Origin of the sequence: Pseudomonas putida (assembly GCF_009883635.2) — a bacterium.
Lineage (GTDB): Bacteria > Pseudomonadota > Gammaproteobacteria > Pseudomonadales > Pseudomonadaceae > Aquipseudomonas > Aquipseudomonas putida_W.
In genome coordinates this window covers 4,669,444-4,681,949 of sequence record NZ_CP026115.2, presented here as the reverse complement: position 1 = coordinate 4,681,949, position 12,506 = coordinate 4,669,444, and the positions used below count along the sequence as shown (strand labels likewise).

At 63.1% G+C, this 12,506-nt stretch carries 11 protein-coding genes; 9 read left to right on the top strand and 2 right to left on the bottom strand.

Translation table 11 applies throughout. From position 1 onward, the window contains the following. Positions 1–8 precede the first annotated feature (8 nt). Positions 9–371 carry an ATP-dependent Clp protease adapter ClpS gene (clpS, locus tag C2H86_RS21260; RefSeq protein WP_016488124.1) on the bottom strand — a complete coding sequence of 121 codons (363 nt, stop codon included), beginning with the start codon at positions 369–371 and terminating at the stop codon, positions 9–11. A 230-nt stretch (positions 372–601) separates the two neighbouring features. Between clpS and cspD the strand changes: the two genes are divergently transcribed. Continuing rightward, the gene (gene cspD, locus C2H86_RS21255; RefSeq protein ID WP_159409685.1) at positions 602–859 is read left to right on the top strand and encodes a cold shock domain-containing protein CspD; all 258 of its coding nucleotides are present in this window, start codon (positions 602–604) and stop codon (positions 857–859) included. 73 nt (positions 860–932) lie between these two features. Here the strand turns inward: cspD and icd are convergent, their stop codons facing one another. Then, positions 933–2,189 carry an NADP-dependent isocitrate dehydrogenase gene (icd, locus tag C2H86_RS21250; RefSeq protein WP_159409684.1) on the bottom strand — a complete coding sequence of 419 codons (1,257 nt, stop codon included), beginning with the start codon at positions 2,187–2,189 and terminating at the stop codon, positions 933–935. Positions 2,190–2,616: 427 nt separating this feature from the next. Between icd and C2H86_RS21245 the strand changes: the two genes are divergently transcribed. The 8 genes from C2H86_RS21245 (at position 2,617) to C2H86_RS21210 (ending at position 12,424) form a co-directional block, all read left to right on the top strand. After that, complete coding sequence (locus tag C2H86_RS21245) at positions 2,617–4,842, top strand: NADP-dependent isocitrate dehydrogenase (protein ID WP_159409683.1); 2,226 nt, start codon at positions 2,617–2,619, stop codon at positions 4,840–4,842. A 103-nt stretch (positions 4,843–4,945) separates the two neighbouring features. Next, positions 4,946–5,386, top strand: coding sequence for an NUDIX hydrolase (locus tag C2H86_RS21240; protein ID WP_159409682.1), 441 nt, complete (start codon positions 4,946–4,948; stop codon positions 5,384–5,386). Positions 5,387–5,445: 59 nt separating this feature from the next. Continuing rightward, positions 5,446–6,570: a tRNA 2-thiouridine(34) synthase MnmA gene (gene mnmA / locus C2H86_RS21235; protein ID WP_159409681.1), complete on the top strand. Its 1,125-nt coding sequence runs from the start codon at positions 5,446–5,448 to the stop codon at positions 6,568–6,570. Continuing rightward, the gene (hflD, locus tag C2H86_RS21230; protein WP_027919723.1) at positions 6,567–7,193 is read left to right on the top strand and encodes a high frequency lysogenization protein HflD; all 627 of its coding nucleotides are present in this window, start codon (positions 6,567–6,569) and stop codon (positions 7,191–7,193) included. The genes mnmA and hflD overlap by 4 nt, the downstream gene beginning before the upstream one ends. A gap of 77 nt (positions 7,194–7,270) precedes the next feature. After that, the gene (gene purB, locus C2H86_RS21225; protein ID WP_159409680.1) at positions 7,271–8,641 is read left to right on the top strand and encodes an adenylosuccinate lyase; all 1,371 of its coding nucleotides are present in this window, start codon (positions 7,271–7,273) and stop codon (positions 8,639–8,641) included. A gap of 81 nt (positions 8,642–8,722) precedes the next feature. Further along, positions 8,723–9,889: a cupin domain-containing protein gene (locus tag C2H86_RS21220; RefSeq protein ID WP_159409679.1), complete on the top strand. Its 1,167-nt coding sequence runs from the start codon at positions 8,723–8,725 to the stop codon at positions 9,887–9,889. Beyond that, entirely contained in the window at positions 9,882–10,310 is a 429-nt protein-coding gene (locus tag C2H86_RS21215; protein WP_159409678.1) for a GNAT family N-acetyltransferase, read from the top strand. Before C2H86_RS21220 ends, C2H86_RS21215 begins: the two co-directional genes overlap by 8 nt. A 167-nt stretch (positions 10,311–10,477) precedes the next feature. Beyond that, positions 10,478–12,424 (top strand): DNA topoisomerase III, encoded by a 1,947-nt coding sequence (locus tag C2H86_RS21210; protein WP_159409677.1) that lies wholly within the window; start codon positions 10,478–10,480, stop codon positions 12,422–12,424. Positions 12,425–12,506 lie beyond the last annotated feature (82 nt).

The window sequence follows — 12,506 nt, the reverse complement described above, 5'->3', positions numbered from 1 at the left end:
GTCGGCGATTAACCGTCCTTCTCGATTTCACAGAGTAGCGGATGCTGGCTTTCCCTGGCGTATTGGTTGACCTGCATGGCCTTTGTTTCGGCGATGTCACGGGTAAACAATCCGCACACTGCCCGCCCTTCGGTATGGACGGTCAGCATGATCTTGGTCGCCAGCTCGCGGTTCAGACTGAAGAACGTTTCGAGCACTTCGACGACGAAATCCATCGGCGTGTAGTCATCGTTGAACAAAACCACCTTGTACATCGGTGGCGCCTGCAGGATCGGCTTGGCTTCCTGAACGGCAAGACCTGAGCCGTCGTCCTCGTTCGTTTGCGGGCGATCCTGATTGAATGTTAGTCGAATCTCACTGGGTGCATGCATGGAAAGAATTTCATCATGAGCGTCAGGTTAAGGTTGTGGGTTGACTGCAATTGCGGCCGCTGGCGCACGCGCCACCTGACCTTGACTATCGGCAAAACGGTGTTACAACCAATAAGAACCCACCGTGGTCGATAAAGATCCGCGCAGTCAACCAGATTTTTCGCATGGTTCGTATGCGGATGAAGTGGATGATACTCCAGTGATGGAGTCCTTTGCAGAGGGACATAGGGATGGCAAGCGGTAAAGTCAAGTGGTTCAACAATGCCAAGGGCTACGGATTCGTCAATGAGGAGGGTAAAACCGAAGATCTGTTCGCCCATTATTCGGCGATCGAGATGGACGGATACAAGACGCTCAAGGCGGGCCAGTCCGTGATTTTCGACATCGTTCAAGGCCCCAAAGGCCTGCATGCGGTCAAGATTAAAGATGCCGCAGCGGCTGCAGCCAAGCCTGTCGGCCAGTCCGAGGGCGAACCCGCTCCAGCCTGACCACTCCGCTCTCTGCCGGTATACGAAAAAACCGGCCGCTTCTTTAAGTAGAGGCGGCCGGTTTTCTATTGCCTTACATATGTTTGATCATCGCATCGCCAAAGCCCGAACTGCCCACCAACGTAGCGCCATCCATCAAGCGCTCGAAGTCGTAGGTCACGGTCTTGGCCGCAATCGCGCCATTGGTGCCCTTGATGATCAGGTCGGCCGCCTCGGTCCAGCCCATGTGCCGGAGCATCATCTCTGCCGAGAGGATCACCGAGCCCGGGTTGACCTTGTCCTGCCCTGCGTACTTGGGCGCAGTACCGTGGGTAGCCTCGAACATGGCCACGGTATCGGAGAGGTTGGCACCTGGCGCGATGCCGATGCCGCCTACCTCCGCCGCCAGGGCGTCGGACAGGTAGTCACCGTTCAGGTTGAGGGTTGCAATCACGTCGTACTCGGCCGGACGCAGCAGGATCTGCTGGAGCATGGCGTCGGCGATGGCGTCCTTGACGATCACCTCGCGGCCGGTCTTCGGATTCTTGAACTTCATCCATGGGCCGCCATCGAGCAGTTCGGCGCCAAATTCGTCGCGGGCCACTTCGTAGCCCCAGTCCTTGAAGGCACCTTCGGTGAACTTCATGATGTTGCCCTTGTGCACCAGGGTCAGTGATTCGCGGTCGTTGTCCACCACGTACTGCAGGGCCTTGCGCACCAGGCGCTTGGTGCCCTCGCGGGAGACCGGCTTGACGCCGATGCCGCAGTCCTGGTCGAAGCGGATCTTGGTGACGCCCATTTCCTCCTTGAGGAACTTGATCACCTTGTTCGCTTCGGGCGAGCCGGCCTTCCACTCGATACCGGCATAGATGTCTTCGGAGTTCTCGCGGAAGATCACCATGTCGACATCACCGGGCTTTTTCACCGGGCTTGGCACGCCCTGGAACCACAACACCGGGCGCAGGCACACATACAGGTCGAGCTGCTGGCGCAGGGCCACGTTGAGCGAACGGATACCGCCGCCGACCGGGGTGGTCAGCGGCCCCTTGATCGAGACCACATAGTCTTTCACCGCGTCGAGGGTCTCCTGGGGCAGCCAGGTGTCCTGGTCATACACCTGGGTAGCCTTCTCGCCGGCATACACTTCCATCCAGGCGATCTTGCGCTTGCCGCCGTAGGCCTTCTGCACGGCGGCATCGACCACCTTGATCATCACCGGCGAGACATCGACGCCAATCCCGTCGCCTTCGATATAAGGAATGATCGGGTTGTCAGGAACGTTGAGCGAATGGTCTGCATTGACGGTGATCTTGGTGCCGTCGGTCGGAACCTTGATTTTCTGGTATCCCATGCTTGCACTACTCCGCTGTCGGGTGTGATTGGACATCGTGCGATCCACTGAGCCTAAACCACATCCGCTGACCTGCAAGCAGTGCGGCAATACACCACATTGCCCCTACGTCTTTGGTCTTATAAATGGCACCGATGTCACTTGGCCTTGCTGATTAGCCCGAATGGTTTGGTATACTCCGCCGCGACCGAAGGGTCATCGGGGCGAATCCCAGGAAAATGCGGACCGCCCTTGGCCATGAACGGCCGAAAAGCCTGGCCAGAAAAGTCTGGACTGTTACCGCAGCTCAGCATTGACGCTCGACTGATGCATCCACCATCACCGCTCGCAGCCTCTCGACTTTCCGCTCATGGCGTTGCCAGGGCGATGCGCCTACCCTGCGCAACACGAGACTCGAGCACGCTCAGCACACAGAGAGTTAACCCGCATGCCCACCCGTTCCAAGATCATCTATACCTTCACCGACGAAGCCCCCGCCCTCGCCACCTACTCGCTGCTGCCGATTGTCGAAGCCTTCACCGCTTCCGCTGACATCGCCGTCGAAACTCGCGACATCTCCCTGGCTGGCCGTATCCTTGCCGCCTTCCCGGAGCAACTGGGCGCAGAGAAGCAAGTAGGCGATCACCTGGCGGAACTGGGCCAGCTGGCTACCACTCCTGAAGCCAACATCATCAAGCTGCCGAACATCAGCGCCTCGGTACCGCAGCTCAAGGCCGCGATCAAGGAACTGCAAGGCAAGGGCTTCAACATCCCTGACTACGCCGACGAGCCGTCCACCGAGGCCGAGAAAGAATCCCGCGCCCGCTACGACCGCATCAAGGGCTCCGCCGTGAACCCGGTGCTGCGCGAAGGCAACTCCGACCGCCGCGCGCCGCTGTCGGTCAAGAACTACGCCCGCAAGCACCCGCACAAGATGGGCGCCTGGGCTGCCGACTCGCAGTCGCACGTTGCCCACATGAACAACGGCGACTTCTACGGCAGCGAAAAAGCCGCACTGATCGAGGCTGACGACAGCCTGCGCATCGAGCTGGTCGGCAAAGATGGCAGCACCACCGTGCTGAAAGCCAAGACCGCCGTCAAAGCCGCCGAAATCGTCGACTGCGCCACCATGAGCCGCAAGGCCCTGAAAGCCTTCATCGCCGAGCAGATCGCCGATGCCAAAGCCTCCGGCGTGCTGCTGTCGGTACACCTGAAAGCCACCATGATGAAGGTCTCCGACCCGATCATGTTCGGCGTCATCGTCGAAGAGTTCTACAACGACGTGCTGGCCAAGCACGCCGCAGCCCTGGCTGAAGTGGGCTTCAACGCCAACAACGGTATCGGCGACCTGTACGCCCGCATCAAGGACCTGCCAGCTGACAAGCAGGCCGAGATCGAAGCCGACATCCAGGCCCTGTACGCCGAGCGCCCAGCGCTGGCCATGGTCAACTCTGACAAGGGCATCACCAACCTGCACGTGCCGAGCGACGTCATCGTCGACGCCTCGATGCCAGCGATGATCCGTGACTCGGGCAAGATGTGGAACACCGCCGGTGAACTGCAGGATGCCAAGGCGATCATCCCGGATCGTTGCTACGCCGGTATCTACCAGGCCACCATCGAAGACTGCAAGGCCAATGGCGCCTTCGACCCGACCACCATGGGCAGCGTGCCGAACGTCGGCCTGATGGCGCAGAAGGCCGAAGAATACGGCTCCCACGACAAGACCTTCCAGATCCAGGCCGACGGCGTTGTCCGTGTGGTCGATGGCAAGGGCAAGGTCGTTCTGGAACAGAACGTCGAAGCCGGTGACATCTTCCGCATGTGCCAGACCAAAGACGCGCCGATCCAGGACTGGGTCAAGCTGGCCGTCAACCGTGCCCGCCTGAGCAACACCCCGGCGGTGTTCTGGCTGGACCCGGCCCGCGCCCACGACGGCGTGATGATCGAGAAGGTGCAGCAGTACCTGAAGGATCACGACACCGCTGGCCTGGACATCCGTGTCCTGGCGCCGGTCGACGCGATCAAGTTCTCCCTGGCCCGCATCCGCGAAGGCAAGGACACCATCTCGGTGACCGGCAACGTGCTGCGCGACTACCTGACCGACCTGTTCCCGATCATGGAACTGGGCACCAGCGCCAAGATGCTGTCGATCGTGCCACTGATGAACGGCGGTGGCCTGTTCGAAACCGGCGCCGGTGGTTCGGCTCCGAAGCACGTGCAACAGCTGGTGGAAGAGAACTTCCTGCGTTGGGACTCGCTGGGTGAATTCCTGGCCCTGGCCGCTTCCCTGGAGCACCTGGGCAACACCTACGACAACCCGCGCGCCAAGGTCCTGGCCAACACCCTGGACCAGGCTACCGGCAAGTTCCTCGACACCAACAAGTCGCCTTCGCGCAAAGTCGGTGGTATCGACAACCGCGGCAGCCACTTCTACCTGACCCTGTACTGGGCCCAGGCCCTGGCCGCACAGAGCGACGACACCGCCCTGCAGGCGCGCTTCGCCCCACTGGCCAAGACCCTGACCGAGAACGAGGAGACCATCGTCGCCGAGCTCAACGCCGTTCAGGGCAAGCCAGCCGACATCGGTGGCTACTACGCTCCGGATGCCGCGCTGACCGCCAAGGTGATGCGCCCAAGCCAGACCCTGAACAGCGCCATTGCCGCCCTGTAAGGTTCACTTGAAGTAACAGCACAAACCCCGGCCACGCACCGGGGTTTGTGCTTTCTGGATAAATGATTTCTAGCGGCCAACGCGAACCCTGATGGAGCTGTTCATGACCTGGCAACCCCATATCACCGTCGCCACCATCGTCGAACACGAGGGCAAGTTCCTCTTCGTCGAAGAATTCAAAGCCAACCAGCACGTATTCAACCAGCCCGCCGGCCACCTCGAACCCAACGAGACCCTGCCCCAGGCCGCCCTGCGCGAAACCCTGGAAGAAACCGCCTGGGAAGTCGAGCTCACCGGCGTGGTCGGCATCTATCTCTATACCGCCCCGAGCAACGGCGTGACCTACCAGCGCATCTGCTTCGCCGCCCGCCCCGTGCGCCACCACCAGGACCTGGCGCTGGACAACGACATCGTCCGCGCCGTGTGGCTGACCCGCGACGAACTGCTGGCCGACCCGAGCCGCTGGCGCAGCGAACTCGTCCCGCGCTGCCTCGACGACTACCTTGCTGGCCCGCTGCACAGCCTCGAATTGCTGCGTGACTGACGCGCCGCGCCGGTTTTGATAGAATCGGCGTTTTTCCCCCTTGATACACACCGGTACCCATGACCAGCCCAGCACTCAAAGACCCCGCCAAGACCCGCGTCATCGTCGGCATGTCCGGCGGCGTGGACTCTTCCGTCTCCGCCCTTCTGCTCATGGAACAGGGCTACCAGGTGGAAGGGCTGTTCATGAAGAACTGGGAAGAAGACGACGGCACCGAATACTGCACCGCCCGTGAAGACCTGGCCGACGCCCAGGCCGTGTGCGACCGCATCGGCATCAAGCTGCACACCGCCAACTTCGCCGCCGAATACTGGGACAACGTGTTCGAGCACTTCCTCGAGGAATACAAGGCCGGCCGCACGCCCAACCCGGACATCCTCTGCAACCGCGAAATCAAGTTCAAGGCGTTCCTCGACTACGCCCTGTCGCTGGGTGCCGACCTGATCGCCACCGGGCACTACGTGCGCCGCCGCGACACTGGCGAACTGACCGAACTGCTCAAGGGCCTGGACCCGAACAAGGACCAGAGCTACTTCCTGCACGCCGTCGGCGGCAAAGAGATTGCCCGCACCCTGTTCCCGGTCGGCGAACTGGAAAAGCCGGAAGTGCGCGCCATCGCCGAAAAACACGGCCTGGCCACCGCCAAGAAGAAGGATTCCACCGGCATCTGCTTCATCGGCGAGCGCCGTTTCAGCGACTTCCTCAAGCAATACCTTCCGGCCCAGCCGGGCAATATCGAAACCACCGAAGGTGAAGTGATCGGCCGCCACCACGGCCTGATGTACCACACCATCGGCCAGCGCCAGGGCCTGGGCATCGGCGGCCTGAAGGACGCCGGTGACGAGCCGTGGTACGTGCTGCACAAGGACCTGACCCGCAACGTGCTGGTGGTCGGCCAGGGCAACGAACACCCATGGCTGTTCTCCCGCGCCCTGCTCGCCTCGGAAATCTTCTGGGTCAACCCGATCGACCTGAGCAGCCCGCGCCAGCTGACCGCCAAGGTGCGCTACCGCCAGAGCGACCAGCAGTGCACCCTGGAGCTGACCGAAACCGGCTACCGTGCCGTGTTCGACGAGCCGCAGCGCGCCGTGACCCCGGGCCAGTCGGTGGTGTTCTATGACGGTGAGGTGTGCCTGGGCGGCGGCGTGATCGAAACCGCCGAGCCATGGAGCCCGCGCGCATGAGCAACCTGCAGGAGCAGCTGATTGCCCTGGGCGGTGTGTTCCAGGCCGCCGTGCTGGTCGACCGTATTGCCCGCACTGGCCAGGCCAGCGAAGCCAACATCGGCTGCATGCTGGGCAGCCTGCTGGTACGTGACCCCAAGGACACCCTGGAGGTGTTCGGCGGCGACGACCTCAACCTGCGTGACGGTTATCGTGCCCTGGTCGGCGCCCTGGAACGCGACCCCAGCAGCCTGCAGCGCGAGCCGCTGCGCTACGCCCTGTCGATGCTCGGCCTGGAACGCCAACTGAACAAGCGCGGCGACCTGCTCGACACCATCGGCAACCGCCTGCCACAAATCCAGTCCCAGGCCGACCATTTCGGCCTGGTTCACGAAAATGTCATCGCTTCCAGCGGAGCCTTGTACCAGGACACCCTGAGCACCTTGCGCCAGCGCATCCAGGTGCACGGCGACATGCGCTTCCTGCAGCAGGCCAGCAACGCCTCGAAGATCCGCGCCCTGCTGCTCGCCGGCATCCGCGCCGCGCGCCTGTGGCGCCAGCTGGGCGGGCATCGCTGGCAGCTGGTGTTCAGCCGGCGCAAGCTGCTCAACGAACTGTACGACATGATGCGTTCGCCTTCCTGATAGGCGACACCGACCCGGGCGCAATTTTCATGTATGATATGCGCCCTTCCAAAAGCCTGACTGTCCGAGAACACCCCATGCAGCTTTCTTCGCTCACTGCGGTTTCCCCTGTAGACGGCCGTTACGCCGGCAAAACCCAGGCCTTGCGCCCCATTTTCAGCGAATTCGGCCTGATCCGTTTCCGCGCCCTGGTCGAAGTGCGCTGGCTGCAGCGCCTGGCCGCCCACCCGCAGATTGGTGAAGTGCCGGCGTTCTCCGCCGAAGCCAACGCCCTGCTGGACAACCTGGCCACCGACTTCAAGCTCGAGCACGCCGAACGCGTCAAGGAAATCGAGCGCACCACCAACCACGACGTCAAGGCGATCGAATACCTCCTCAAGGAGCAGGCCGCCAAGCTGCCTGAGCTGGCCAAGGTCAGCGAGTTCATCCACTTCGCCTGCACCAGCGAGGACATCAACAACCTGTCCCACGCCCTGATGCTGCGCGCTGGCCGTGACGACGTGCTGCTGCCGCTGATGCGCCAGATCGCCGACGCCATCCGCGCCCTGGCCCACGCCCACGCCGACGTGCCGATGCTGTCGCGCACCCACGGCCAGCCGGCTTCGCCGACCACCCTGGGCAAAGAGCTGGCCAACGTCGTGTACCGCCTGGAGCGCCAGATCGCCCAGGTCGCGGCCGTGCCGCTGCTGGGCAAGATCAACGGCGCCGTGGGCAACTACAACGCCCACCTGTCGGCCTACTCGCAGATCGACTGGGAGCAGAACGCCCGCGCCTTCATCGAAGACGAGCTGGGCCTGCAGTTCAACCCGTACACCACCCAGATCGAGCCGCACGACTACATCGCCGAGCTGTTCGACGCGATCGCCCGCTTCAACACCATCCTCATCGACTTCGACCGCGACGTCTGGGGCTATATCTCGCTGGGCTACTTCAAGCAGAAGACCGTGGCCGGTGAAATCGGCTCGTCGACCATGCCGCACAAGGTCAACCCGATCGACTTCGAAAACTCCGAAGGCAACCTGGGCATCGCCAACGCACTGTTCCAGCACCTGGCCAGCAAGCTGCCGATCTCGCGCTGGCAGCGTGACCTGACCGACTCCACCGTGCTGCGCAACCTGGGCGTGGGCTTTGCCCACAGCGTCATCGCCTACGAAGCCAGCCTGAAAGGCATCGGCAAGCTGGAAGTCAACGAAGCCCGCATCGCCGCCGACCTGGACGCCTGCTGGGAAGTCCTCGCCGAGCCGATCCAGACCGTGATGCGCCGCTTCAACATCGAGAACCCCTACGAGAAGCTCAAGGAGCTGACCCGTGGCAAGGGCATCACGCCAGACGCGCTGCTGACCTTCATCGACGGCCTCGACATGCCGTCCGACGCCAAGGCCGAACTGAAGCAGCTGACCCCCGCTACTTACATCGGTAACGCGGCAGCCCAGGCCAAACGCATCTAAGCTGACCGTCGCGTTCAACGCCCGGCCTGGCCGGGCGTTTTTATTCCCGGACGAAAATTACGTTTTTTCAATAGGTTGAACATGAATCCTGATACTCCACTGCAGCTGCTCGGCGGCATCTCGGCCCGCGAATTCATGCGCGACTATTGGCAGAAGAAGCCGCTGCTGGTGCGCCAGGCCTTCCCGGACTTCGAAAGCCCGATCGACCCCGACGAGCTGGCCGGCCTGGCCCTGGAAGAGGAAGTCGAGTCGCGTATCGTCCTCGAGCATGGCGCCCACCCGTGGGAACTGCGCCGCGGCCCGTTCACCGAAGAGACCTTTGCCGAGCTGCCGGAACAGGACTGGACCCTGCTGGTGCAGGCCGTCGACCAGTTCGTCCCGGAAGTCGCCGAGCTGCTGGAGCACTTCCGCTTCCTGCCAAGCTGGCGTATCGATGACGTGATGATCAGCTTCGCCACGCCGGGTGGCAGCGTCGGTCCACACTTCGACAATTACGACGTGTTCCTGCTGCAGGGCCACGGCGAGCGCAACTGGAAAGTCGGCCAGATGTGCAACAGCGACAGCCCGCTGCTGGAGCACGCCGACCTGCGCATCCTCGCCGAATTCGAACAGAGCGGCGAATGGACCCTGGAACCGGGCGACATGCTCTACCTGCCACCGCGCCTGGCCCACTACGGCGTCGCCGTGGACAACTGCCTGACCTACTCGGTCGGCTTCCGCGCCCCAAGCGCCGCCGAAGTGCTGACCCACTTCACCGACTTCCTCGGCCAGTTCCTGCCGGAAGAAGAGCGCTACAGCGATGCCGACGCGCAACCTGCCAGCGACCCGCACCAGATCCAGCACGACGCCCTCGACCGCCTCAAGGCGCTGATCGACAAGCACACCAATGACAAGGACCTGTTGCTGACCTGGTTCGGCCAGTTCATGACCGAGCCGCGCTACCCGGAGCAGGTGGTCGGTGAAGAGATGGACGAGGACGAGCTGATCGAGGCCCTCGAAGACGGCGCCATCCTGATCCGCAACCCGAGCGCACGCATGGCCTGGTCCGAACTCGGCGACGACCTGATGCTGTTCGCCAGCGGCCGCAGCTGCCCACTGCCGGCCAAGCTGCGCGAACTGCTGAAGCTGGTGTGCTCGGCCGATGCGTTACACATCGACAACCTTGAGCAGTGGTTGCAGGATGAAGATGGCCTTATGCTGGTACAGCAGCTGATCAAACAAGGAAGCCTGGGATTCGCCAATGAATAAGATTCGTGTGCGCCTTGCAGACTGGCACAAGGACAACGCTGATATCCGCCGTATCCGCGAAACCGTGTTCATTGCCGAGCAGCATGTACCGCCGGAGCTGGAGTGGGATTCGGACGATCCGAGCGCCGCGCACTTCCTGGCGCTGGAAGGCGACTACCCGATCGGCACTGCCCGCCTGCTGCCAGACGGCACCATCGGCCGGGTCTCGGTGCTCAAGGACTGGCGCGGCCTGAAGGTCGGCGATGCGCTGATGAATGCGGTGATCGTCGAGGCGCAAAACCGTGACCTGAAGCAGCAGATGCTCAGCGCACAGGTGCATGCCACGCCGTTCTACGAGCGCCTGGGCTTTCGAGTAGTCAGCGAAGAGTTCCTCGAAGCCGGCATCCCGCATGTGGACATGGTGCGCGACTCGCGCGCCTGATCCCTGCACCGGCCTCTTCGCGATCCGACTTGTCCCGTGAAGAGGCCGGCACAGGTAACAACACATCACCTGACAAAAACCTGTACATCCATCCAGATAAAGCTTGCCTGCGCGCCCCCGCTTGCGCATCCTAGTGCCCATCATTCCCCGATGAAGCGTTCCCGGCCATGCGCCTGTTCCTCTGCGAAAAACCCTCCCAGGCCAAAGACATCGCCAAGGTGCTCGGCGCCAACCGCAAGGCCGACGGCTGCTGGCAAGGTACCGACGTCTGCGTAACCTGGTGCATCGGCCACCTGCTGGAAACCGCCCCGCCCGACAGCTACGACGACCGCTACAAGCGCTGGAACCTCGCCGACCTGCCGATCATCCCGGAAAAGTGGAAGATGCTGGTCAAGCCCAAGACCGCCAGCCAGTTCAAGGCAGTCAAGCGCCTGCTCGGCGAAGCCCGCGAGCTGGTGATCGCCACCGACGCCGACCGCGAAGGCGAAATGATCGCCCGCGAGCTGGTCGAGCACTGTCGCTACCGTGGCCCGATCCAGCGCCTGTGGCTGTCGGCCCTGGATGACGCTTCGATCCGCAAGGCCCTGGCGCGCCTGTTGCCCGGCCAGGAAACCTTCAACTTGTACCACTCGGCCCTGGGCCGCTCCCGCGCCGACTGGCTGATCGGCATGAACATGAGCCGGCTGTTCACCCTGCTCGGCCGCCAGTCCGGCTACCAGGGCGTGCTGCCGGTGGGTCGGGTGCAAACCCCTACCCTGCGCCTGGTGGTGGACCGCGACCGCAGCATCGCCGACTTCGTGCCGGTACCGTTCTGGGCCATCGATGTCCAACTGGAAAGCGCGGGCCAGGTTTTCAACGCCCAGTGGCGCGCACCGGAAGACACCTGCGACGACCAAGGCCGCTGCCTCAACCAGGCACTGGCCCAGCAGGCCGCTGCCGAGATGAGCAATTCCAGAGTCGCGCGAGTACTCAAGGTCGCCACCGAGCGCGTGCGCGAGGCGGCGCCGCTGCCTTTCGACCTCGGCACTCTGCAGGAGCTGTGCTCGAAAAAGTTCGGCCTCGGCGCCCAGGAAACCCTCGACATCGCCCAGGCGCTGTATGAAACCCACAAGCTGATCACCTATCCGCGCAGTGACTGCGGCTACCTGCCGGTCAGCCAGCACGGCGAGGCACCAGCCATTCTCGCCGCGCTGCAACGGGCCGACGCCAGCCTGGCGCCGCTGCAAACACACCTGGAGCCGCAGCGCCGCTCACGCGCCTGGAACGACGCCAAGGTCAGCGCCCACCACGGCATCATCCCCACGGCAGTCGCCAGCGACCCGGCACGCCTGCCGGCCAAGCACAAGGCGGTCTACACGCTGATCCGTGCCCGCTACCTGGCGCAGTTCCTGCCCAACCATGAGTACGACCGCACCCAGGCCGAATTCGACTGCGCCGGCCATGCCCTGCGCGCCGTCGGCAAGCAGATCGTCGAGCCCGGCTGGCGCCGCGCCCTGCCCGAGGCACTGACCCCGGCCAAGGGCCGCGAGGCCCAGCCAGCCCAGGTGCTGCCAACCCTGCGTGAGCGCCAGGACTGCAATGTGCAGGCTTTGCAACTGAAGGACCTGTGGACCCAGCCGCCCAAACCGTTCACCGAAGGCGACCTGATCAAGGCGATGAAGAACGTCGCCAAGCTGGTGGACGACCCAAGGCTGAAACAGAAGCTAAAGGAAACCACCGGCATCGGCACCGAAGCCACTCGAGCCAGCATCATCCAGGGCCTGCTCGACCGTGGTTATCTGGTGAAGAACGGCAAGGCCCTGTCCGCCACCCCGGCCGCTTTCAGCCTGATCGACGCCGTGCCCCGCGCCATTGCCGACCCCGGCACCACGGCCATCTGGGAACAGGCGCTGGACATGGTGCAGAGCGGCGAGATGAGCCTTGAAGAGTTCGTCGCCCGGCAGTCAGCCTGGATGGGCAAGCTGGTGGAGCGTTGCCGCGGGATGCGCATGACCATTACCGGGCCAGCGGTGGGCAAGGCGGCGCCGTGGAAAAAGAAGCGGCGCAGCAGTGCCGGGAAAGGCAAGGCGGCTGCCAGCAAGCCGAGGCAGCCAAAGCGTAAAGCCTCTAGTTGATGGGTTGTCTGTACTGGCCTCTTCGCGGGCAAGCCCGCTCCTACAGGGATTTGCGTACTCCTGTAGGAGCGGGCTTGCCCCG